Origin of the sequence: Micromonospora sp. NBRC 110009 (assembly GCF_030518795.1) — a bacterium.
Lineage (GTDB): Bacteria > Actinomycetota > Actinomycetes > Mycobacteriales > Micromonosporaceae > Micromonospora.
This window is the reverse complement of sequence record NZ_CP130427.1, coordinates 4,955,365-4,977,054: the sequence shown is the minus strand read 5'-3', so window position 1 is coordinate 4,977,054 and position 21,690 is coordinate 4,955,365. Positions and strand designations below refer to the sequence as shown.

Genomic DNA, 21,690 nt, shown 5'->3' with positions numbered 1-21,690 from the left:
GCGCCGTGAACCGGGCCGCCACCGTGACCGTCGACGGTGCCCCGCTCGCCGGGGCCGGTCGGCTGCGCGGCGTCCGGGTCGCCGCCCGCCTCGACCAGCCCACTCAGTGCGAGCTGACCCTCGCCACCGCGCCGGGCGGCGCCGCCCTCGACCCGTCGGTACGCCCGGGCGCCGACCTCGACGTACGCCTGAACGGTCAGCCCGACGCCCTGTTCACCGGCGAGGTGACCTGCGTCGAGGTGGAGTACGCCGCCGACGGCGCCGCCCTCCTGCGGGTCCGGGCGTACGACCCGCTGCACCGGCTGCGCAAGCGGCAGGAGCTGCGGGTCTTCGAGTCGGTGACCGCCGCCGACCTGGCCGGGACGCTCTGCGCCGACCTGGGCCTCACCGTCGACGCGGAGACCGACGGGCCCCGCCTGGACCGGCTGCTCCAGCACCGGCACACCGACCTGGAACTGCTGCGCGAGGTCACCGGTCGGGCCGGGCTGCACCTGGCCGTGGACGGCGACCGGCTGCGCCTGCTGACCCTCGACGGGTACGGCGAGCCGGTGCCGTTGACCCTCGGCGCGACCGTGCACGCCCTGCGCATCGCGGAGAACCTGGACCGGGCCGGTGGGGAGAGCGTCGCGCTCGGCTGGCACCCGCAGCGGGCCGAGCCGCTGCGCCAGCAGGCCGACCAGGCCCGCTCCGGCCGGCAGGTGCCGCTGCGCCCCGACCCCGGCGAGGTGGGCGCCGACGGTGTGCGTACCGCGGTGGACCAGCCGGGCCGCAGCGACGACGAACTGGCCGCGCTGGCCCAGGCCCGGCTGGACGCCCGGGTCGCCGCGCTGGTCACCGCCGAGGGGACGGCCGAGGGCGACCCGGCGCTGCGTCCCGGCCGGCGGGTCGCCCTGGCCGGCGTCCCCGCCCCGGTGGCGGGGGTGTACGTGCTCACCGAGGTGGTGCACACGGTCGACGCGAACGGCCACCTGACCCGCTTCTCCACCGCCCCGCCCGAGCCGCCGCCGGCCGCCGCGCCCGCCCCGGCCACGGTCACCCTCGGCACGGTCACCGACGTCGACGACCCCGACCGGCTGGGGCGGGCCCGGGTGACGCTCCCGGCGTACGGGGACCTGGACGCCGGCTGGCTGGCCGTGGTCTGCCCGGGCGCGGGCCGGGGCAAGGGCATCGTGGCGCTGCCCGACCCGGACGACACCGTGCTGGTGGCGCTGCCCGGCGGTGAGCCGGCGTCCGGGATCGTGCTCGGCTCACTCTTCGGGGCGGTCGAGCCGTACGACGCGGGGATCGTGTCCGGGCGGTCCCGCCGCTGGTCGATGCGGACCGGCACCGGCCAGTCGATCGTCATCGACGACGACGGGCGCACCCTGCGGCTGGCCACCGACGCGGGCAGCTTCGTCGAGCTGCGCCCCGAACTGACCACCGTGCACGCGGCCGGCGACCTGGTGCTCTCCGCGCCGGGCCGGGCCATGGTGGTCCGCGCCCGGACCGTCGACTTCCGGCACGCGCCGGCAGCCGAGGACACCGACACCGCCGCCGCACAGGCCCGTACCCTCGCCCGCGCCCACGGAGGTGGCTGATGCGCTGGATCCACCGCGACTCGCTGATCGCCTGCGACCACGACGGCCGGGTGGCCAACCGCCCCTCCCAGCAGTGGCTGACCGTGCAGGGCGTGCCGGTGCTGGTGGAGGCCGACCCGGAGGGGCGGGACATCACCGCCTGCCCGAACTACGGGCCGACCATCAAACCCTGCGCCAAGACGCTCAAGGTCACCGTCGGCTACAGCTCCTGGCTGCGGGTGGACGGTCGCCGGGTGGTGCTGTCCCATCTGGACGGGCTCACCGACGGCACTCCGCCCGGGCTGGTCCACCACACCGTCCGCGATCCGCGGCAGACCTTCCTGGGGGCGGACGAATGAGGGCCTTCCGCTTCGTCGGCGCCGGTTTCGACGCGGGACGCGCCGGCGGTCTCGCGCTGACCGCCGCCGGCGGCCTGGCCATGACCGACGGCGACGAGACCGTACGCCAGGCGCTGTACCTGCTGCTGTCGACCACGCCCGGCGAGCGGCTGATGCGCCCCGGGTACGGCTCCCGGCTGCACCGGCTGGTCTTCGCGCCCAACGACGACACCACCGCCGGGCTGGCCATCCACTACGTCCAGCAGGCCATCCGCCGGTGGGAGCCCCGGGTCGAGGTGATCGACGTGGACGCCGGGCCGGACCCGGACGACCCGTGGCGCCTGGTGATCCGCCTGGACTACCGGGTCCGGGCCAGCCTCTCCCCCGGCCAGCTGGTCTTCTCCGTCGACCTGCTGCCGGACGCGGACGCCGGGGACCACGCCGAGGAGAAGACGCCATGACGCTGCCGGTGCCGCACCTCGACGACCGTGCCTTCCTCGACCTGGTCACCGAGGCGCGGGAACGGATCCGCCGGTCCTGCCCCGACTGGACGGATCTCTCCGCGCACGATCCGGGGATGGCGCTGCTGGAGGCGTTCGCGTACCTCACCGAGGTGATGATCTACCGGCTGAACCAGCTGCCGGAGAAGGCGTACGTGGCGTTCCTCAACCTGCTCGGGGTCAGCCGGCACCCGCCGACCGCCGCGTGGGTGGACGTCCGGTTCAGCCGGACCGGCCCGGACCGGGATCCGGTCCGCATCCCCGCCGGCACCCGGGTCGCCGCCGCCCGCGGCGCCGATCCTCGGCCGGTCGTCTTCGTCACCACCGAGCCGGCCCTGCTGCCCGCCGGGGAGACCGAAGTGACGGTCCGCATGCACCACTGCGAGGTGGTCGAGGCCGAACTGCTCGGTACCGGCACCGGCCAGGCGGGGCAGGTCTTCCGGGCGGCCCGGCCGCCGTTGGCGCGTACCGCCGAGGCGCTGGACCTGCTGCTCGGCGTGGAGGTGCCGACCGGCTCGGTGGAGCTGGGCGCGGCGGCCCGCGAGCACGAGGGCCGCACGTACGAGATCTGGCGGCCGGTGGACAGCTTCGCCGGCGTCGGCCCGCAGGCCAAGGTCTTCCTGGTCGACCGCGCCTCCGGGGTGGTCACCTTCGCGCCCGCGCTGGACCTGCGGCCGCCGGGCGGATCCGGGGCCGGGCCGGGCGTCGAGGGGGCGCCCGGCCCGGAGCCGGGCGGTCCGGCGGGCATCCCCGGCGCGGCGGCGGGCGGGCCGGCGGGGCCGACGACGGTGGCGGCGGTGCCGCCGGCCGGGCGGCAGATCCGGCTCTGGTACCGCTGCGGCGGCGGGCCGGCCGGCAACGTCGCGGCGGGCACCCTGACCAGCCTGCGCGACCCGCTGCCCGGAGTGAAGGTGGACAACCCGGAGCCGGCCGGCGGCGGCCGGGACCTGGAGGCGCTGGAGTCGGCGCTGGCGCGCGGGCCGTACGAGTTCTTCGCCCAGCAGCGGGCCGTCACGGCGCGGGACTACGAGATCCTCGCCGCCGGCTCCGGGGCGGTGGCCCGGGCCCGGGCGTTCACCCGGGCCGCCGTCTACAGCTTCGCCCGTCCGGGCGAGGTCGAGGTGGTGCTGGTGCCGTACGTGCCGGACCAGGCCCGCCCGGGCGGGCGGCTGCCGGTGCGCGTGCTGCGTGAGCACGAGGTGGAGGAGGCCCGCCGCGGGGTGGCGGCCGACCTGGAGCGGCGGCGCGCCCTGGGCACCGCGGTGCGGGCCGGCTGGGCCCGCTACAAGGCGGTCTCCATCCGGGCCCGGGTGGTGGTCCGCCGGGAGGAGGACGTCGACGCGGTGCGCCGCCGCATCCACGACCGGCTGCACCAGACGCTCAGCCCGCTGCCCACCCCGCTCAACCCGGCCGGTTGGGCGTTCGGCGAGCCGCTGCGGGCCTCCAACGTGTACCGGATGCTGGAGCACGCCGAGCCGGGCGTGCGCTACGTCGAGTCGGTCCGGTTCGTGGTGGACGAGGCGCCCGACGCGCAGGTGCGCACCCTCGCCGTCGACCAGTACCAGCCGGGCACCTGGTACGCCGGGCGGGGCCCGACGCTGTTCCGCTCCACCAACGCCGGGGCCGGCTGGGAGCCGGCCGGCCGGTTCGACGGGGAGAGCGTGGTCCGGGTGGTCCCCGCCCCCGCCCCGGCCCGCCCCGGCATCGTGCCCCGGGCCGGCTCGGTGGCCGTGGCCACCGCCCGCGACTCCGGCGGCTCCCGGGTTCACCTGAGCACCGACCTCGGGGAGACCTGGACGCTCCTGACCGACCTGGACTCCCGGGTGCAGGACCTGGCCTGGATCGACCGGGACGGCGCGGGGGCGCTGCTGCTCGCCACCGACACCGGGCTCTACGAGGTCTCCCTGCTGCCGGGGGCGGTGCCGTTGCAGATCCTGGTCGATCCGGCCGACGCCGACCGCGGCTTCTACGCCGTCCGGGCGTTCGTCTCCGAGCGCGGCGCACCGGGGGTGGCGGTGGCCGCCCAGGCCGGGTTCGGGGTGTACCTCTCCACCGCTTCCGGCCGCCCCGGCACCTTCACCCACGTCGGCCTGGCCAACGTGGACAACCGGGTCCTCGCCGTCCAGTACGACGGCCCGGCCACCCTGCTGTGGAGCGGCGCCGGCGAGCCGGATCCGAAGAAGCCCGGGCAGGGCTGCCACCGCACCCGACTGTTCGAGTCGGACGTGAAGTGGCAGGCGGTGCAGGCGGGCTGGATCGGCGGCACCTGCCGGGACCTCGCCTTCAGCGGCAGCCTGGCGGTCGCCGCGACGCAGAGCGGCGGGGTGGTGCGGCTGGACACCCTGGCCGCCCAGCCGCAGTGGCAGCCGGTGATGGTCAACTGCGGGCTGCCGCTGCGGGACCGGACCCGGTTCGTCCCGGTGGACGCGATCGCCGCCACGGCGCCGTCCGGCCCCGGCGGCGCCGGACGGCTGATCCTCGCCGGCGGGGAACGCGGGGTGTACCGCAGCGGCGACGCCGTGGACTGGACGGCCAGCGCCAACCAGGCCACCGCCGACGTGGTCACCGTCCCCGACACCTGGCTGCTCTGCTCCGGCGAGCACGACATCGAGGTGGTGCGGCAGGATGCGCCGAGCGGCGATTGAGCGGCTGCTGCCCGCCGCCTACCAGCGGGCCGCCGGGCCGGGCAGCGTGCTGGGCGCGCTGCTGGACGTGATGGAGGCGCTGCACGCCCCGGACGAGGCGGTGCTCGCCGACGTGGACGCGCTCTTCGCGCCGTACCGGACGCCGGACGGGTTCGTGGCGTACCTGACCCGGTGGGTGGCGATGGACCAGGTGGTCGCCGCGCCCCGGACGGACGCGCCGCTGCCGCTGCCGGTCGGGCGGCTGCGGGACCTGGTCGCGCACGGCGCGTTGCTGGCCCGCTGGCGCGGCACCCCGTACGGCATGCGGACCGCGCTGGAGCTGGCCACGGGGGTGACCGGCTTCGTGCTGGACGAGCCGGCGGAGCGGCCGTTCCACGTGGTGGTCCGGGTGCCGCCGGCGGCCGCCGACCAGCTCGCCGTGATCACCCGCATCGTCGAGGCGGAGAAACCCGCCGCCGTCACCGTCGAGATCGTCGCCGGGCCGCCCGCGGACCCCGCCGCAGACCCGACCGCCGGGCCGGCGACCGGAGTCGCCGAGGTCCGCGCGGTCGGCCGGGCGCACGTACCCACCCCCGTCCCCCGTGAGCAGCCGTAGAGGAGCTGTCATGACCACCGAATGGGCCGTCGTCGCCGCCGCCGAGCAGTTCACCCTGGACGCCCGCAACAACGGCGAGCTGACCTTCACCGTCTCCAACCCGGGCGCGGCGCCGGACACCGTGGTCTTCGACGTCGCACCGGGCGAGGGCAGCCAGCGCAGCTGGTTCACGGTCGCCGAGCCGCAGCGGGTGGTGCCCGGGCAGGGCTCGGTCTCGTTCCTGGTCCGGCTGGTCGTGCCGGCCGGCACCCCGCCCCGGCGCTACGACATGACCGGGTTCGCGTACTCGGCGAACACCGCGCCGGAGGAGAGTTCCCGCTCCAGCGGCCGGGTGACGTACGACGTCAAGGCGGCGGTGGTCCCGAAGCGCACCCCGTGGCCGTGGATCGCCGCCGCGGCGGCGCTGGTGCTGGTGGTGGCCGGGGTGGTCGTCTTCCTGGTGACCCGCGGCGACGACCCGCCGCCGGCACCGCCGCAGGCGCAGGAGGTGACCCTGGAGGCGGAGAGCCTGGTGGCGGGCGCGACGGTCCAGTCGACCGGACCGGTGGCGGCGACCGTCGTCGAACAGAAGAACTGCTGCCTGGTCACCTGGTCCGGCGACGCGCAGCTCTTCTTCCAGGGCCGGTCGGTCGGCGACCGGGTGACCGTCACGGTGACCGTCCCGGCCGACGGGACCTGGCGGTTCTCCACCGTGCGCACCACGTCGTTCGACTACGCCAACACCATCTTCCTGGTGGACGGCCGGCAGGTCGGCGACACCTTCTTCGGCTTCACCCCGGCGGTGGTGAAGACCGACTGGATCGAGGTGGGCACGGTCCGCCTGAGCAAGGGCCCGCACACGGTGACCCTGGTGGCGGTCAGCAAGACGCAGGGCACCGACCGGTACTTCGCCGGCGTCGACCAGCTCCGCTTCACCGAGGTGCTCCAGCCGTGAGCGGACGGCAGAAGCTGCTGCTGGCGGCGCTGGCCGGGCTGCTGGTGGTGCTCTACCTGGTGGCGGTCGGCGGGGGCCGGCACGACCGCGGGGACCCGGCCGCCCGGCCCGGCTGGCTGACCCGGCTGGGCGGCGGGAACAGCACGGTCGACCCGGCCACGGTCGGGGTCGACTGTGCACCGCCCGCCCCGGCACCCCGCGCGTCCGCCGACGGCACGGTGGTCAGCTTCAGCACCGGCTGCCTGCTGCGGGTCGCCGACCCGGGCCGGCTACGCACGCTGGTGCTGCGCAGCGGGGCGCCCTTCGCGGTGGCCGCCCCGGCGCCGGGGGACGCGAAGGTCACCGTCCGGGACGAGGTGGAGCCCGGCGACGACGGTACGGCGGTGGCGAAGGTGGCCGTGGACCGGGCCACCGAGGTCGCCCTGGGCTGCCCGGGAGGTGGCGGATGCACGGTCACCGTCGCCCGGTCCTGACCGGCGGGGAGGTACGCCATGGGTGAGCTGCGCAAACCGTTCCTGCTGCTGGCGCTGCTCGCGGTGGCGCTGGTGGTGGGGCTGGAACTGGGCGCGGCGCTGCTCACCGGCGGCGGGGACGCCGGCGGCGCGCTGCGGGACAGCGCCGGCCGGCTCGGCGTCGAGCTCGGCGACGTCGGCGCGGTCAGCGAGCCATCCGGCCGGGGCACCGGCTACCTGGCGCTGATCGACGTGGTGGCACTCTGGACCACCGGGCTGTTCAGCCTGAGCCTGGTGGTGCCGGACCGGATCCAGGGGCGGGTGCAGGGCGTGGCCACCCTGGTCTTCTCGATCGTGCTGCTGATCGTCTCCGTCGTCCTGCTGATCGTGGCCTTCGTCGAGCTGACCGTCATGGTGTCGCTGTTCCTGGCGGTGCCGTTCGGCACCCTCGCGTACCTGGCGGTGTGGGGGTTCTTCCCGGTCGGCGAGGCGGCCGGCCTGCTCGGTCTGGTGCTGCTGCTCAAGCTGGTCTGGGGTGGACTGCTGCTGCTCGCCCAGCCGCGTTTCCTGCAGAACAAGGGGCTGGTGCTGCTCGCGCTGACCACGCTGCTCTGCACGGTGGTGCTGGAGTTCCTGCACCGGCTGGTGCCGGGGATCCTGGTCAGCATCACCGACGACCTCGGCGCGCTGCTCTTCGCCGTGGTGGCGATCATCTGGGCCCTGGTGCTGCTGATCGGCTCGATCCCCGCGATCGTCAAGGCCGGCCGGGCCACCGCCACCACCTCCCGGCCCACCGCCTCGACCCGGTGATGCCGGTGGTGGCCCGTCGGACGGACGGAGCGAGGTCCACCGATGCGGCAAGGGCTTTCCGGGGGCTGCTGCGGTAGCCTCTCGGCGACCGGGTGAGCAAGGGAGTGGCATGCCGACGCTGGCCGACGTCGCCCGCCGGGCGGGCGTCTCCCCCGCGACCGCGTCGCGGGTCATCAACGGCAGCAGCAAGCCGGTCGCGGAGGCGCTGCGCGCGCGGGTGCTCAAGGCCGTCGCCGAGCTGCGGTACGTGCCGAACGCGCACGCCCAACTGCTGGCCCGGCCGCAGCGCAGCGTGGTCGGCGTGGTGGTGCACGACGTCTCCGACCCGTACTTCGCCGAGGTGACCCGGGGGCTGCAACGGGTCGCCACCGAGCAGGGCCGGCTGGTCATCATCTGCAACAGCTACCGGGATCCGGCACGGGAGCTGGAGTACGTGGACATGCTCCGCGCCCAGCAGGTGGCCGCGATCGTGCTGGCCGGCTCCGGCTACCACGACCCGGGCGTCAACGCGCTGATCGACGAGCGGCTCGGCGCGTACGCGGCGACCGGCGGGCGGGTGGCGGTGGTCGGCCGGCACCGGCACCGGGGTGACGCGGTGCTGCCGGCCAACGAGGAGGGCGCCCGGCTGCTCGGCCGGGAACTGCGCCGGCTCGGGCACCGGACGGTCGGCGTGATCTCCGGCCCGGGCGTGCTCACCACCACCGCCGACCGGCTGGCCGGCCTCCACGACGGCCTGTCGGCGCCGTTGCCGGCGGAGTGGATCCGGTACGCCGACTTCACCCGCGACGGCGGGGCGCGGGCGTGCGCGGAGCTGCTGGACGCCGTGCCGGGGCTCACCGCGGTCGTCGCGCTCAACGACTCGATGGCGGTCGGCGCGCTGGGCGTGCTCCGCGACCGCGGGGTGCCGGTGCCCGAGCGGGTCTCCGTGGTCGGCTTCGACGACATGCCGATCGCCGCCGACGTGTCCCCGGCGCTCACCACGGTCCGGCTCCCCCTGGCCGAGCTGGGCGCCCGGGCGATGACCCTGGCCCTGGCGCCGGCCGACGAGCGGGACCGGGTGGAGATCGTCCCCGCCGAACTGGTCCGCCGGGACAGCCTCGGCCCGGCCCCGGCCTGAGCCGCCCGGACGGCGTTCCTCCCCGCCTCGGGGCCGGTCATCCGCGGGGGGAACCGGCCGCCTCCCGCTCGCGGGCGGCGAGCCGGCGGGCCCGGATCACCCGCACCACCACCAGGAGCAGCACCAGCGCCAGCACCGCCTCGCCGCCCCAGCCCAGCCGCCGCTCCAGCAGCCGGTACGACGCCCCGGCCAGGTAGCCGAGCACTGCCACGGTCGCCGCCCAGAGCGCGCCGCCGGCCACGTTCGCCACGGTGAACGCGCGGCGCGGGAGGCCGCTCATCCCGGCCAGCCCGGGCACCAACGCCCGCAGCGCCGCCGCCCACCGGCCCAGCACCACCGCCATCGCGCCCCGGCGGCGCAGCAGGTCCAGGGCCCGGCGCAGCTCACCCGAGCGGGCGACCCGTCGGGGCACCCGGTCCAGCAGCCGCCGGCCGTAGCGCCGGCCGACGAGGTAGCCCACCTGGTCGCCGAGCGCCGCCCCGGCGACCGCCGCCACGATCACCGCCCAGAGCGGCAGCCGCCCCTCGTGGGCGAGCACGCCGCCGATCAGCACCGCGATCTCGCCCGGTACGACCAGGCCGAGGAAGGTCGACGCCTCCAGCGCCGGGAGCAGGAAGACCAGCGCCAGGACCAGGGCGGGCGGCAGCGCCACCAGGAGGTTCAGCAGCCGGTCCATCCGCCGATTGTCGCCCGCGACCGCCGGGCCCGCCCGGGCTCCGGCGCGATCGACGGCGCGGCCCGCGGTCCCGGCCGAACCGCCGGGTCGGGGATTGAAGCCCGGGACCGGCGGGGACAATAGCCCGGGACGGGGCAGCCGGCGACCGGCGGGCCCGGGGGGCGCGCACGGGACAGGGGGCCGGGGTGGAGGATGGGACGGCCGCCGGGTCCGGCCGGGACGACCCGGCGCCGGCCGTCCGCCGGCCCGACCCGGTGCTCACCCTCGGCGTGCCGGCGGACCCGGGGCAGCTCGCCCCCACCCGGGCCCGGCTGCGGCGCTGGCTGCACGCTCACGGCGTGGACGAGTGGGACGTCGAGACGGTGCTGATCGCCACCGGGGAGGCGTGCGCCAACGCGATCGAGCACGGGTACCGTTTCGCGCCTGGTGGGATCACCACCCTGCGGGCCGAGCTGCGCGACGACCGGCTGGAGGTCGAGGTGCGCGACCACGGCGGCTGGCGGGAGAACGCGGGCGGCGACGGCACCGATCGGGGCCGGGGGCGGTTGATCATGGCGCGGATGATGGACGAGACGACCATCGTCGGCACCCCGGAGGGGACCACCGTGCGCCTGGTCAAGCGGCTGACGTCGGTCGGGTGCCCGACGGCGGGGCCCGCCGGCGGCGAAGATCAGCTATAAGAAACGCATGGAGTTCCCGGCGTACCTGGCGACCATGCCGATGCACGCGATCACCGAGATCCACGGCGAGCCGGGCCTGCTGGCCCGGTTCCGGCTGGAGATCGAGGCGTTCGACGACATCGCCCGGGGCCGCCTCACCGCCGCCCTCGACCTCGCCGCCGACCTGCACCGCGACGACCGGCGGGTCCGCGAGCCGTACCTCAACCACCTGCTCCGGGTGGCGATCCGGATGATGCACCACTACCAGGTGCGGGACGTGGACGTGATCGTCGCCGGCCTGCTGCACGACGCGGTGGAGGACCACCCGGCGGAGCTGGCCGGCCCGGGCACTGCCGAGAACCCGACGGCGGCGGCGTTGGCCGCGCTGGCCGCCCGGTTCGGCCCGCGGGTCGCCCGCCTGGTCGGCGCGGTCACCAACCCGGCGTACGACCCGGGGCGCGACCGGCACGCGCAGTACCGGGAGCACGTCGCGGCGAGCCTGGACCGGGAGCCCTGGGCGCGGGTGATCAAGGTGTCGGACTTCACCGACAACGGCGTCGGCGTGATCCACACGATCGGGCCGAAGGTCGCCCGCTCGGCCGCCAAGTACCGCCCGCTGGTGCCGGTCTACCGCGATCTCATCGCCCGCCCCGACACGCCCCTGTCCGCGCCGGTGAAGCGGCACATCTTCGGCCAGCTCGACCTGGCCGAGGAGCGCTTCAGCGCGATCCTCGACCAGCCCAACTGACCCTCCGGCTCAGCGGTTGTCGCCGCTGCCGCCCAGCACGCCACGGCCCTGGCGGCAGGCCAGCTTGGCCAGGTTGGCCGCCGCGATGTCGTCCAGCGACAGATCGAGGTAGTCGGCGAGCACCGCCACGTACCAGAGCACGTCACCGAGTTCCTTGGCGATGTCGGCCCGGTCGATCCGCGACTCGTCGCTGTCGAGGTCTCGGACCCACTTCTTGAACTTCTCGGCGATCTCGCCCGATTCGCCGACCAGCCCGAGCACCAGATGGAGCAGCTCGTTCCTTCTGTCACGTGGAGCGGCGGTACGGAGGGCGCCGCGCTGATACTCGTCCAGGTCCATGGCGGACCAGTATGGTCGAACCCCGCTCACCCGCCCCGCTTCGCGGGGTGGTCAGCGGGGGTCGGGCGGTGGGGCGCCGACGTGGCCGCCCAGGGCGGCGGCGATCCGGTGTCGCAGCGCGGGCAGCCGGTCCGCCCGGTCGCGCAGCACCACACGCAGCGGGTGGTGCCCGCCGGCGGCGACCCCGCCGAGCACGTCGAGCAGGGTGCCGAGCTGCGCCGGGGGCTCGTCGACCAGCAACTCCCCCGCGTCCTCGACGACCAGGGTGAGCGGGCCGGCGTCGAGCCGGTCGGCCAGCACGTCGGCGAGCCCGTCCCAGTTGCGCCCGAACCAGTCGGGCAGGGCGAGTGCCGCCGTCAGCGCGTCGAAGAGCCCGGCCCGGTCGCGGGCGCCGGGCCCGGCGAGGGTGGTCGCGGTCGGGTCCGCGCCGGACCCGTCGTCGAAGGCGAGCCAGGCCGGCGGGTTGGCTGCGGGCATCCGTCCATCCTTCCCGTCGGTCGGGCCGGGCCGCCGGGGCGGTCCGGCCCGACCGCCGCCGTCAGAGCCGGTAGAAGTTCGCGTAGTGGTCGGGCGAGAACCAGGTAGCGCCGGTGCTCTTGTTGACCACGATCCGGTACGCGTCGCGGGACGCGCCACAGGCGCGCGGGTAGACGTCGTACTCGTAGTAGGTGGCGTTGGTGGGGAGCTGGCCCTCGTAGTTGTAGAACCGGCCGCCGGCGAAGTTGCACAGGCCGCCGCTCCACGAGTACCAGCCGCGGGTGGTCGGGAAGCCCTTGGCGGACCAGCCGGAGCGCGCGGTGCGGGCGTCCGTGCAGCGGGTCATCGTGCAGGAGCTGTAGACGGCGGCCTGGGCCGGCTCGGCGAGCTTCGGCGACACCACCGACGGGCCGACGAGCGCGGTGGCGACCATGGCCGTGAGCAGGGCGAACGCGCCGAAGAAGCGGCGCACGCGGGGGCCAGTGGCGGGGCGCGGGGTCGCGGGTGCGGTCAAGGGATCCTCCCTGTCCTGGAGCGACAACACATCGATCAGCTTCGTTTGCTGATCACGCCCAGTCTGGCGGTGATCCTCTCCGCCGTACAGACCCCCGTCGGAAACCGTTCCACAATGCCGGGTGAACGCTGCATGGCAAGGATGCGGGTGGGCGGCGATCGCCGCCCACCCGCACCCCGTCGCCTACTGCGCGAACGCCTGGAACTCGGCGATCCGCACGTTGCCCGCCTGCGGGCTGGCGGTGGCGCAGTCGGTCGCCGCCCGCGGGTCGGCGTCCTGCTCACCGGCGTAGTCGGGCGCGCCGGTGCACTGGTTGGTCACCACCTCGACCCGCAGGTGGGTCGCCTTGGTCCGCGGGATGTCGAACGACCGGACGAGCAGCTCCGGGGCCCGCGGCCGGGGCGCCACCGACGGGAAGGCGTCCGCCGGACTGGTGTAGACCACCTGGAAGTCCGCCGCGTCGGCGCACGTCACCCCGGCCCCCGCCGTGCAGGCGAGGACCCGGAACTGACGCAGCGCCGAGAACCGGCTCTGCGTGCCGGCGTCCGGGTCACCGGCGACCGGCGGACGCAGCATCGCGCTGACCTGCACCCGGCGGACCTGCTGCGCGCCGCCGGCCAGGTCGACGGTGACCTGCCGGCCGGCGACCGGCGTGCCGAGCGAGGCCCAGTTGGTGGCCTCGTCGTCGTCGGCGATCCGGGCCAGGTTGATCCCGTCACCGCTGACCGTCGCGCCCGCGGTGGTCGAGGCGAGGTTGCGCCGCAGCTGCACCGCCAGGTCGCGGACCTGCCCGGCCTTGACCGTGAGCGGTCCGACCCGGACGTGCCCGTAACCGGGCGCCCGGACGACGAACTCGTACGTGCCGGGGACCAGGCGCACCTGGTCGGTGAGCGGGGTGGCCGCGTCGGAGTCGGCGACCGGCACGGCCCGCGCCTGGTAGGGCCCGACGAAGAGCTGCGCTCCCGGCACGGCCACGTCGTCGTCGACCGGCTTGAAGGTCAGCACCGCCTCGTCGGCGTACGGGGAGGTGAAGCCGGGCGTCGGGTTGACGTCGGCGTTGCCGGCGCTGGCCGCGGCCTCACCGAGGCCCCGGGCGGCGAAGGCGTTCCAGAGCAGGTCCTGGTTGGCCCCGCCGAAGCGGATCCGGTCGGCGGCGAGCATCGCGTCCCGGGCGTCGACCATGCTGACCTGGCTGACGGCCATCAGCAGGAACGAGTCGAAGACCAGTTGGATCCAGCGCCGGTTGCCCGGGCAGGCGGTCACCGGCGTCGCCCCGTTGGCGCAGGACTTCTGCAGCGCGGCGTCGCCCGTGCCGTACCGCGCGAGCATCGCGGCGCGGATGTCGGCGTTGGTGGCCGACCACACCTCGCCGGAGGCATGCACCTGGAGGCCGACGAAGTCGTAGTCGATGGCGCTGTAGTTGAGCGGGCTGTCGCTCATGTTGTAGTTGCGGATGCCCGCGTCCGGGTCGCCGGTGGTGTACTCGCCGATGGTGAAGCCCTTCCGGCCCGGCGCCGCGTACCCGTGCTCGTAGAGGTACTCCATGGCGAGCTGGTCCGACCAGCTCTCGCTCATCCCCTGCGGCGAACTCACCCCGCCGTTCGGGCCGGCGATCATGCGGTTGCTGATCGCGTGGCCGTACTCGTGGGCGATGACCGACATGTCGAAGTCGCCGTCCACGCAGGGCGCGTAGAACGAGCCGGCGATCGGCTGCCACAGGTACATGTTGGTGGTCGGGGCGATGCCGTCCGGCGGGGTGATCTGGTTGGCGTTGTCCCGGGCGGCGAAGTTCGGCGGGCCGCCGCTGACCCCACCGGCCTGCGCGTTGCCCTGCTCGGCGTCGCTGCCCAGCCCGCCGCGGCCCAGGTTGTCCTGCTGCAGGTTCCAGGTCGCCTCGGTGAAGCCCAGGTGGTACGACCAGTCGTGCATCCGGTTGTGCATCGCGAACAGGTTCGCCCGGGCCGCGTCGATGTCGTTGGCCTGCGGCGAGGTGAAGGTGTCCGGGCTGCACTTCTGCTCGTACCACTGGTTGGTCCACGGGTAGGCGAAGGTGCGGTCCGGACGCGGCGTGGCGGTCTCGGTGCCCACGCTGAACGGGTCGTTGCTGAACCAGTTCTGCACCGCGGTCGCGTTGTTGCCCTTCGTCGTGGCCGTGGACGTCCCGGTGGCCGGGCCCACGTCCCAGGGCAGCGAGGCGGAAGTGCCGACCATCTCGTCACACCCGGCGCCCGGCTGGAAGCACCAGCGCACCCGGGTGTCGGTGGAGGACTTGTCGACCGACGGCGAGTTCGGGAAGACGTCCCACGACGGGTTGTCGGAGTCGTGGTCGACCAGGTCCTCGCGGACCAGCACGCTGCCGTCCCGGGCGTCCACGTAGGTCGCGAAGGCCGCCGGCTCCGCGCCGGAGACGTCCGCGCCGAGAACCACCTCGTACGCGGCCCGCGCGCCCCGGTCGGCGGTCGGCACCGCGACCAGTGAGGTCCGCAGGATCGTCGGGTCGGTCAGCGCGGCGTCGGCCACGGCGGCCTGCCGCGCCTGCTCGGCGCTGAGCGTGGCCGCGGCCGGGGCGCCACCGTCCCGGGCCAGCGACGAGCTGACGTGCCACACCGCGCCGTCGCGTACGCCGACCGCGAGGAGGCCGTCCACCGCGGCCGGCAGGTCGCCGAAGCGCTGCCGGAACAGCACCGTGGCGCCCTCGCCCATCGGGGCGACGGTCAACTGCTCCAGGGCCGCGGCGCCGTCGGCGGTCAGCCCCAGCAGGTCCCGGTTGGCCGCCACGTACGCCCGCGCCGCGGCGGCCGGGTCGGCGGGCAGCCCGGTGGCGAGCGGCCGGCCGGTCGAGGTCAGCATGGCCGGGGTGCCGAAGTCGGTCCAGCGGACCCGGGCCCCGAGCGCGGCGGCCCGGTCCCGCTGCCGGTCGGTGGGCGCGGTCCGCCCCGTGCGGTTGTCCCTGGCTTTGCTGTCGTGGCTGTCACCCGGCAGGGTGCCGGGCTGCGCCTGGGTCCGGATCTCGTCCCTGGGTGCCGCCTGGCCGCCAGCTCCTGCGGTCAGGACCAGCCCGGCCGCGAGTAGCAGCGCGGTGGCTCCCGTCGTCGCACGCGATGGTGTGCGCACGGTCCCTCCTGTCGTCGAACGGCAGTGTTCGTCCTGCCATCCGACCAGCTCATCAGGACCGTCGACACCGGCCGAACATCCACAAATGGCATTGCATCGATGCCGCGGGTCCGACGAGGTCCAGCTGCTGTCAGGCCGACTACGGCTCCCGCATCCAGAGCTTGGGGTCATTCACGAAGACGCCCTTGCCCTGGTGACGCCAGATCACACGCAGCGCCTCAAGCCGCACGTAGACCTGCTTGACGGTGGACGGGCTGACCTTGTACCTCGCCGCGAGCTGCACGATCGAGGGCAGCTTGTCTCCCGGCTTGAGCTTCTTAGCTCTGATGTCGGCAACGATCTCGTCGGCGATGCGGATGTAGTCGGCGGTGATCGGCATGACTCCCCCTGCGTGGCACGCCAATTCGATCACGCACCGACACCTCGCAACAACTCATCGTTTGACTCAGCCGACTGGGACAGCTAAGTTGATGAGTGCCTCTCCCCTTGCGTGGCAACAAGGTGCAGAGGCATCCCCCTGGTCGGGGCGGGTGCGCGTGCCCGTCCCGACCCACCGAACTGCTCCGCTGTCGTACCGCTGAACCGGGCTGCGGCGGCGTAGCCGGCGGGCCGTCCGCGGCCGGCATGCGGACGGCCCGCCCTTCCAGACCCACCGCACCGACCCTCCGCGTTCCCGCCTGCCCGAGAAAGGACCGACGTGGCCCAGGTGTATCGAGGTGGCCAGCCCTACGGGACCGGCCTGCCGGCCCGGTTGACCGCGCACGAGGCGCGGACCCGCACGTTCGACCTGCGCCGGCGGGGCGTCGACCCCGATCAGGTACGCGAGTTCCAGGCCCTGGTCGCCGACGAGCTGACCGATCTCCACCGGCGGATCCGCCAGCTCGGCGAGGAGAACGAGCGGCTCAAGCGGGCGCTGCGCGACTGGCAGACCATGCACGCGCGGGAGTGCCGGCCACCGAACGAAGGCCCCTGGTAGCGGTGCGGCCGCAACCGGGCGACCTGCTGCGGATCGACGGCCGCGCCTCGGTGCAGTTCGCTGGCGACCGCGCCCTGACCTTCCGGGTCGTCGCGGTCTGCCCTCGTCCGACCTACACCGGCTGGGTCTGGCTGACCGGCTACGTGATCGACCGGCGCGGCCAGGCGGTCGACCGGCGCGAGGTCTTCGTCCAGCTCGCCGGCCTCCGCCGCGCCGTCAGCACCCCGGCCCTGAACGGCTCCCGTGTCACCCACCCCTACGCGGCACCCGGTCCATCGAGCCAGGCGGGCCCGCTGCGGCGGTGATATCAACTACGGGGAGTCCTGAGGTCATCGGTGTTGACTGGCCGTCAGTAGGAGGGGAGGTCCGTACCATGTCGCGAACCATCCTGGACGTTGACGACAACCTGCTTGCGGCGGCGTCGGAGATCCTCGGCACCACGACGAAAAGGGCCACGGTCAACGCCGCTCTTGAGGCCGTGGTCAACCGGGAGAAGCGGCGCGAGTTCGCCGGTTGGCTCAAGACCGGAGGGCTTCCCGCCCTGACCCGTGGAACGGGTGCAGCCAAGCCGGACACAGTGTGAGCCCACGAACCTTGTCTCTCGACGGCGCTCGTCCGCTGGCCCGCACACACGGTGGCGCCCGTGCTCGACGATTTGTCCGGCCGGGCGCTGCTGGCGATGTGCGGTGCGGTGGAGAGCGAGGTGATCCACACGCCCCAATCTCGCCGCCCGCGCGGCTGCCGCGCCCCGCCGTGCCGACTTGTTAGCGTGGGGCGGCGGAGCGCCGACGGGCGCCTCCGCGCACCCCTCGCCCGACCGCACCCGGCGCACACCCTGCTGCCGGGCGACGCGCGGCTGCTCGACCGGAGAGGGGTGCGATGACCGGGACGTCCGGCGCCGACGACGGCTCCCGCGCTGGCAAGGAGGACGACACCAGCCCAGCGGGCGGCAGCAGCGGAACCTCGGAGGGCGGCCCGGTCGCCGACAGTCCGCAGCCGGCGCCGGGCCGGTGGGAGCGGTGGCTCGCCCGCGCCCGTGAACTCTGGACGACGGCGCGGCGCCGGGCGAAGGAGTTGTGGACGGCCGCCAAGCCCATCCTGAAGCAGTTGAGCTGGCCGGACCAGGAACCGGAGCCGACCGCGGTGACGCTCGTCGACCGGCGGGTTTCCCCGACCATGGTGGTGCCGGCCCAGGGGCAGGTGTACAACTTCGTCGTCCGCGCCACGGTCACCTGGTCCTCCGACAACACTCGGCCGGAACTGTTCGGCTGGTACGTCGACTACTTCCAGCCCCAGGCGACACAGCGACTGCGACGTATCGTCGCCCGGTGCGCCGCCGAGATCCCGCCGGATCGCCCCCGTGAGCTCGCGAAGGCGCTGGAGGCCGCACTGACCGACCGCAACGCCTTCCCCCGGAGCTACGAGCGCGACGACTTCACCTTCAGCTGTGAGCCGGACGTGTCCGTGCACCTGGACGAGCCGGTCCGCAAGCTCCTGCAGCCGTACTGGGATCAGCGCATCGCTCTCGAGTGGGAGCGCGAACTCGAGCGCCAGCGAGCGGCGTATGCCAGGGAGCGGCGCCGACGCGAGCAGGCGGAGACGGAGGACGACGGCACCGCGGCGACGGACGGCATGCCGGAGGCGCTGCGGGAGGAGCGACCGCCGCGACAGCGGCAGGCACCGCCGGAGGCCGAAGCCGCGCCGCAGCCGGCCGGGAAGCAGCGTCCCCCGGGCCCCCGGCCGGACTCCGGCGTGGAGCTGCAGTTCCCCCTGAGCGACCCCTTCCTGCAGCCACCCACCGCTCCGCCACCCGGGCCCGAGCCCGGCGAGACGCCGTCGCCGGACGACCCGGAGCGGGGCGATCCGGAGGACGAGCCCCCCGAGGCCTGAGTCCGGCGGGCAACCGGCCGCCGGGTCAGCAGTTGTTGGTGCTGGTCTGGTTGCGCTTGAGGTAGTCGGACCAGGTGACACCCTGGATGACCGAGACGACGACGCTGCCGTAGTGGATCTGCTCGTAGTGCAGGTGCGGGCTGAGGTCGTACTTGGCCGACGAGGCGCCGACCTTGCCGATGACCGTGCCCTGGTTCACGGTGTCGCCCTCGGCGACCAGGCGCTCGCTGAGGTGGGCGTACCGGGTGCGCCAGCCGTCGCCGTGCCCGATGACGATGGTGTTCCCGTAGCCGGTGGTGGTCGAGTAGTACGACTCCAGCACGGTGCCGCCGGCGCTGGCGACCACCCGCCGGCCGAAGTCGTCGGGGTTGCCGTTCGCGTCGTAGTGGTTCCAGTCGATGGAGTGGGCCGGGCTGTGCCCGTTCCAGTTGTTGCCCTGCCAGGTCTGGCCGCACAGGAACGGCATCCGGAAGCCCGGCCCGGCCGCCTGCGCGGGCTGCACTCCCAGCAGCGCCCCGACGACGACGCCGACCGTGAGCAGCGCGAGCAAGCGCCACCGGGCGCCGGTGAACGAACCCGGTGGGCCGGTGGCGGGTCGACCTCTGCGTGGGTGCGGACGCGAACGCCGTGGGGGTGGTCTGCGCGGTGCATCCGGAGGGGGTGTCGGCGCACCTGGAGCGGCAGCGGACGCTGACCCGGGCCGGGTGGCGGCTGCACGACGTGTTCGCCAGCCGCTGGGCGGACGACCCGATCCGGGCCGCCCCGGACCTGGCCTCCCGCCTCGGCCGGCGGTGACCCGGGTCAGCTCTGCGCCGCCCGGTCCGGCTGGGCCTGGCGGGCGCGCAGGAAGGCGGCCAGGCCCATCCCGTCCTCGGTGGCCAGGAACGCGCCGCGGGCGTTGAGCAGCGTCTCGTCGGCGTGGGCCAGGCACCCCCACACCGTGTCGCCCCACGCGTCGGCGAGCTTCACCTCGGCCGGCTCCTCGCAGGGCTCGCCGCGCGGGCCGCCGATCTGGCAGCGGGCGGGGGCGAGACCGCGCCGGCTGGCCGCCGCGGCGGCCTCCCGGATCAGCGAGAAGCGCGCCTCCCTGCCGGACTCCGCGCCCCGGGACTGCTCGGGGGCGCCCCGGCGCTGCCCGAAGACCACCACATTGCCGTCGGGGTCGGCGGTGCGGCATTCGCCGCCGGGGGCGTGCTCGGGGTGACCGGCCCGCTCGACGGCGTGCCCGGCGGCGGTCAGCCGGGCCATCGTGGCGGCGAGGTCGTCGACGTAGAGGTAGACGAGCAGGGGCAGCGCGACGGTGACCAGGCGCGGCTTCACCGCCGCCAGCAGCAGGGTCAGCTCCCCGCACTGCAGATAGGACCAGCGGGAGTCGCCGTCACCGCCGGAGCGCACCTCGGAGTAGCCGAAACACTCGTAGAACGGCCGGGCCAGGTCGGCGTCCGCGACGTACAGCACCGGCACCTGGGCCTGCACTCCGTTATGCACCGCGCCACTGTACCCACCACGGACCTGTAACTCGGGTCTTGGAGATCGGGTGTTTTTCCGGTACAAGCGCTCAGGCGGCGAGCGACGCGTACCGGCCGGCGCGGTCGAGCAGGCCCTGGTGGGTGCCGGACTCGACGATCCGGCCGTGGTCGAGCACGGCGATCTGGTCGGCGTCGCGGACGGTGGAGAGGCGGTGCGCGATGGTGACGACGGTGCGGCCCCGGGCCAGCTCGTCGAAGGCGCGCTGCACCGCGCGTTCGGTCTCGGTGTCCAGCGCGCTGGTCGCCTCGTCCAGCACCAGGATCCGCGGGTCGCGCAGCAGTGTGCGGGCGATGGCCAGCCGCTGCTTCTCGCCGCCGGAGAACCGGTGGCCGCGGGAGCCGACCATGGTGTCGTAGCCGTCGGGGAGCGCGGCGATCAGGTGGTGGATCTGCGCGGCGCGCGCGGCGGCCTCGATCTCGGTGTCGGTGGCGTCCGGGCGGGCGTACCGGAGGTTCTCCCGCACGGTGGCGTGCAGCAGGTAGGTCTCCTGGCTGACCACGCCGACCACGGCGGCCAGGTCGGCCAGGCGCAGGTCGCGCAGGTCGACGTCGTCGATGGTGATCCGGCCGGCGTCGGGATCGTGCAGCCGGCTGATCAGCGCGGCGAGGGTGCTCTTGCCGGACCCGGTCTCGCCGACCAGGGCCAGGCTGGTGCCGGCCGGGACGTCCAGGCTGACCCCGGCCACCGCCGCGGTGTCGCTGCCCGGATAGCTGAAGGTGACGTCGGAGAAGCGCAGGTGACCGCGGGTCCGCGCCGGGTCGAGTGCCACCGGCCGCGGCGGGTCGGCGACCTCGACCGGCAGGTCGAGGTATTCGAAGATCCGGGCGAAGAGCGCCAGCGAGGCGGTCAGCGAGACGCCCACGTTGAGCAGGCCCATCAGCGGGCGGAACAGGCTGCCCTGCAGGGCGGTGAAGGCGACCAGGGTGCCGATGGTCAGCGTGCCGGCGGTGCCGGGCAGGCCCGCGCCGAGGTAGATGACGGCGGGGATGGCGGCGAAGATGACCGTCATCGAGGCCATCCGCCAGCGGCCGGCCAGCTCGGAGCGGAGCTCCAGGTCGACCAGGCGCGCCGAGGAGGCAGTGAATCGGTCGATCAGCGCGGCTCCGGCGCCCAGGGTCTTGGCGAGCTGGACCCCGCTGATCGACAGCCCCTCCTCGACGGTGACGTTGAGGTCGGCCAGTTCCCGCTGGCGCTGGGCGGTGATCTCGCGGCGCAGCCGGGCGACCCGGCGGGTCAGCCAGATGGCCGGCGGCAGCACGACCACCGACACGAGCGAGAGCCGCCAGCTCAGCGCCACCATGGCGATCGCCGTGGCGACGACGGTGGTCAGGTTGGCGGCGATCGCGGTGGCGGTGGAGGTGACCACCGTCTGCATGCCGCCGATGTCGTTGGTGATCCGCGACTGCACCTCACCGGTGCGGGTGCGGACGAAGAACCCGATCGACTGCCGCTGGAGGTGGGTGAAGACGTCGGTGCGCAGCCGGTGCATCACCTCCTGGCCCACCCGGGTGGAGATCCAGGTCTGTGCCACGCCGAGCACGGCGGTCACCGCCGCCACCCCCACCATGCCGGCGACGAGCCAGGCGAGCAGGGTCAGGTCGCGCTCCGGCAGGGCCCGGTCGATCACCGTACGGAGCAGGAAGGGCGACGCCATCGCGATGATCGACGACGCCACGATGATCGCCACCACCACGACGAGCCGGCCGCGGTGGACGGCGAAGAGGCCGCCGACCCGGCGCAGCGAAACCTCGCGTGCCTGGGCCTTCTCGGCGGGGGTCACTGTTCGGCCGCCGCCGCGGCCGCCACGGAGTCCATCCAAG

25 protein-coding genes are annotated in these 21,690 nt (G+C 74.6%); 16 read left to right on the top strand and 9 right to left on the bottom strand.

What is annotated here, in order from left to right; genetic code table 11:
- Positions 1–5: 5 nt before the first annotated feature.
- The 9 genes from Q2K19_RS23615 to Q2K19_RS23575 all read left to right on the top strand — a co-directional run bounded on the left by Q2K19_RS23615 (position 6) and on the right by Q2K19_RS23575 (position 8,947).
- Positions 6–1,577 carry a phage baseplate assembly protein V gene (locus Q2K19_RS23615; protein ID WP_302763803.1) on the top strand — a complete coding sequence of 524 codons (1,572 nt, stop codon included), beginning with the start codon at positions 6–8 and terminating at the stop codon, positions 1,575–1,577.
- The gene (locus Q2K19_RS23610; RefSeq protein WP_302763802.1) at positions 1,577–1,915 is read left to right on the top strand and encodes a hypothetical protein; all 339 of its coding nucleotides are present in this window, start codon (positions 1,577–1,579) and stop codon (positions 1,913–1,915) included. Before Q2K19_RS23615 ends, Q2K19_RS23610 begins: the two co-directional genes overlap by 1 nt.
- Entirely contained in the window at positions 1,912–2,355 is a 444-nt protein-coding gene (locus tag Q2K19_RS23605; protein WP_302763801.1) for a GPW/gp25 family protein, read from the top strand. The genes Q2K19_RS23610 and Q2K19_RS23605 overlap by 4 nt, the downstream gene beginning before the upstream one ends.
- Positions 2,352–5,039, top strand: a complete 2,688-nt coding sequence (locus Q2K19_RS23600) for a putative baseplate assembly protein (RefSeq protein ID WP_302763800.1) — start codon at positions 2,352–2,354, stop codon at positions 5,037–5,039. Before Q2K19_RS23605 ends, Q2K19_RS23600 begins: the two co-directional genes overlap by 4 nt.
- Complete coding sequence (locus Q2K19_RS23595; protein WP_302763799.1) at positions 5,020–5,634, top strand: phage tail protein; 615 nt, start codon at positions 5,020–5,022, stop codon at positions 5,632–5,634. Before Q2K19_RS23600 ends, Q2K19_RS23595 begins: the two co-directional genes overlap by 20 nt.
- Before the next feature lie 10 nt (positions 5,635–5,644).
- On the top strand, positions 5,645–6,568 hold the full coding sequence (locus Q2K19_RS23590) for a carbohydrate-binding protein (RefSeq protein ID WP_302763796.1): 924 nt from the start codon (positions 5,645–5,647) through the stop codon (positions 6,566–6,568).
- Positions 6,565–7,041, top strand: coding sequence for a hypothetical protein (locus tag Q2K19_RS23585; RefSeq protein ID WP_302763793.1), 477 nt, complete (start codon positions 6,565–6,567; stop codon positions 7,039–7,041). The genes Q2K19_RS23590 and Q2K19_RS23585 overlap by 4 nt, the downstream gene beginning before the upstream one ends.
- A gap of 18 nt (positions 7,042–7,059) precedes the next feature.
- The gene (locus Q2K19_RS23580) at positions 7,060–7,830 is read left to right on the top strand and encodes a hypothetical protein (RefSeq protein WP_302763791.1); all 771 of its coding nucleotides are present in this window, start codon (positions 7,060–7,062) and stop codon (positions 7,828–7,830) included.
- A 109-nt stretch (positions 7,831–7,939) separates the two neighbouring features.
- Entirely contained in the window at positions 7,940–8,947 is a 1,008-nt protein-coding gene (locus Q2K19_RS23575) for a LacI family DNA-binding transcriptional regulator (protein ID WP_302763788.1), read from the top strand.
- A 37-nt stretch (positions 8,948–8,984) separates the two neighbouring features.
- Here the strand turns inward: Q2K19_RS23575 and Q2K19_RS23570 are convergent, their stop codons facing one another.
- On the bottom strand, positions 8,985–9,623 hold the full coding sequence (locus Q2K19_RS23570) for a DedA family protein (RefSeq protein ID WP_302763786.1): 639 nt from the start codon (positions 9,621–9,623) through the stop codon (positions 8,985–8,987).
- A gap of 185 nt (positions 9,624–9,808) precedes the next feature.
- Here Q2K19_RS23570 and Q2K19_RS23565 point away from each other — a divergent pair, with 185 nt between their 5' ends.
- Entirely contained in the window at positions 9,809–10,303 is a 495-nt protein-coding gene (locus tag Q2K19_RS23565; RefSeq protein WP_302763783.1) for an ATP-binding protein, read from the top strand.
- 7 nt (positions 10,304–10,310) lie between these two features.
- Positions 10,311–11,030 carry an HD domain-containing protein gene (locus tag Q2K19_RS23560; protein WP_302763781.1) on the top strand — a complete coding sequence of 240 codons (720 nt, stop codon included), beginning with the start codon at positions 10,311–10,313 and terminating at the stop codon, positions 11,028–11,030.
- A 9-nt stretch (positions 11,031–11,039) separates the two neighbouring features.
- Here Q2K19_RS23560 and Q2K19_RS23555 read toward each other — a convergent pair whose 3' ends face one another.
- The 5 genes from Q2K19_RS23555 to Q2K19_RS23535 all read right to left on the bottom strand — a co-directional run bounded on the left by Q2K19_RS23555 (position 11,040) and on the right by Q2K19_RS23535 (position 15,853).
- Positions 11,040–11,369 carry a nucleoside triphosphate pyrophosphohydrolase family protein gene (locus tag Q2K19_RS23555; protein WP_302763780.1) on the bottom strand — a complete coding sequence of 110 codons (330 nt, stop codon included), beginning with the start codon at positions 11,367–11,369 and terminating at the stop codon, positions 11,040–11,042.
- Positions 11,370–11,420: 51 nt separating this feature from the next.
- Positions 11,421–11,846 carry a barstar family protein gene (locus tag Q2K19_RS23550; protein WP_302763778.1) on the bottom strand — a complete coding sequence of 142 codons (426 nt, stop codon included), beginning with the start codon at positions 11,844–11,846 and terminating at the stop codon, positions 11,421–11,423.
- Between the two features lie 61 nt (positions 11,847–11,907).
- Positions 11,908–12,279, bottom strand: a complete 372-nt coding sequence (locus tag Q2K19_RS23545) for a ribonuclease domain-containing protein (protein WP_302772727.1) — start codon at positions 12,277–12,279, stop codon at positions 11,908–11,910.
- Positions 12,280–12,543: 264 nt separating this feature from the next.
- The gene (locus Q2K19_RS23540) at positions 12,544–15,474 is read right to left on the bottom strand and encodes a M36 family metallopeptidase (RefSeq protein ID WP_302763776.1); all 2,931 of its coding nucleotides are present in this window, start codon (positions 15,472–15,474) and stop codon (positions 12,544–12,546) included.
- Between the two features lie 139 nt (positions 15,475–15,613).
- Entirely contained in the window at positions 15,614–15,853 is a 240-nt protein-coding gene (locus tag Q2K19_RS23535) for a winged helix-turn-helix domain-containing protein (RefSeq protein WP_302772725.1), read from the bottom strand.
- 318 nt (positions 15,854–16,171) lie between these two features.
- Between Q2K19_RS23535 and Q2K19_RS23530 the strand changes: the two genes are divergently transcribed.
- From Q2K19_RS23530 to Q2K19_RS23515, 4 genes are all read left to right on the top strand, one after another.
- Positions 16,172–16,450 (top strand): DivIVA domain-containing protein, encoded by a 279-nt coding sequence (locus Q2K19_RS23530; RefSeq protein WP_302763772.1) that lies wholly within the window; start codon positions 16,172–16,174, stop codon positions 16,448–16,450.
- A gap of 2 nt (positions 16,451–16,452) precedes the next feature.
- Positions 16,453–16,755: a hypothetical protein gene (locus Q2K19_RS23525; RefSeq protein WP_302763771.1), complete on the top strand. Its 303-nt coding sequence runs from the start codon at positions 16,453–16,455 to the stop codon at positions 16,753–16,755.
- Positions 16,756–16,823: 68 nt separating this feature from the next.
- Positions 16,824–17,033 carry a type II toxin-antitoxin system VapB family antitoxin gene (locus Q2K19_RS23520; RefSeq protein WP_302763769.1) on the top strand — a complete coding sequence of 70 codons (210 nt, stop codon included), beginning with the start codon at positions 16,824–16,826 and terminating at the stop codon, positions 17,031–17,033.
- Between the two features lie 296 nt (positions 17,034–17,329).
- On the top strand, positions 17,330–18,340 hold the full coding sequence (locus tag Q2K19_RS23515) for a hypothetical protein (protein ID WP_302763768.1): 1,011 nt from the start codon (positions 17,330–17,332) through the stop codon (positions 18,338–18,340).
- A 25-nt stretch (positions 18,341–18,365) separates the two neighbouring features.
- Here the strand turns inward: Q2K19_RS23515 and Q2K19_RS23510 are convergent, their stop codons facing one another.
- Positions 18,366–18,890, bottom strand: a complete 525-nt coding sequence (locus Q2K19_RS23510; RefSeq protein ID WP_302763767.1) for a M23 family metallopeptidase — start codon at positions 18,888–18,890, stop codon at positions 18,366–18,368.
- A gap of 29 nt (positions 18,891–18,919) precedes the next feature.
- Between Q2K19_RS23510 and Q2K19_RS23505 the strand changes: the two genes are divergently transcribed.
- Positions 18,920–19,135, top strand: a complete 216-nt coding sequence (locus Q2K19_RS23505; RefSeq protein ID WP_302763766.1) for a hypothetical protein — start codon at positions 18,920–18,922, stop codon at positions 19,133–19,135.
- A gap of 6 nt (positions 19,136–19,141) precedes the next feature.
- On the opposite strand, the gene Q2K19_RS23500 is transcribed toward Q2K19_RS23505, so the two are convergent.
- Both Q2K19_RS23500 and Q2K19_RS23495 read right to left on the bottom strand, forming a co-directional pair.
- The gene (locus Q2K19_RS23500; protein ID WP_302763764.1) at positions 19,142–19,828 is read right to left on the bottom strand and encodes a VOC family protein; all 687 of its coding nucleotides are present in this window, start codon (positions 19,826–19,828) and stop codon (positions 19,142–19,144) included.
- 70 nt (positions 19,829–19,898) lie between these two features.
- Entirely contained in the window at positions 19,899–21,650 is a 1,752-nt protein-coding gene (locus Q2K19_RS23495; protein ID WP_302763762.1) for an ABC transporter ATP-binding protein, read from the bottom strand.
- Positions 21,651–21,690 lie beyond the last annotated feature (40 nt).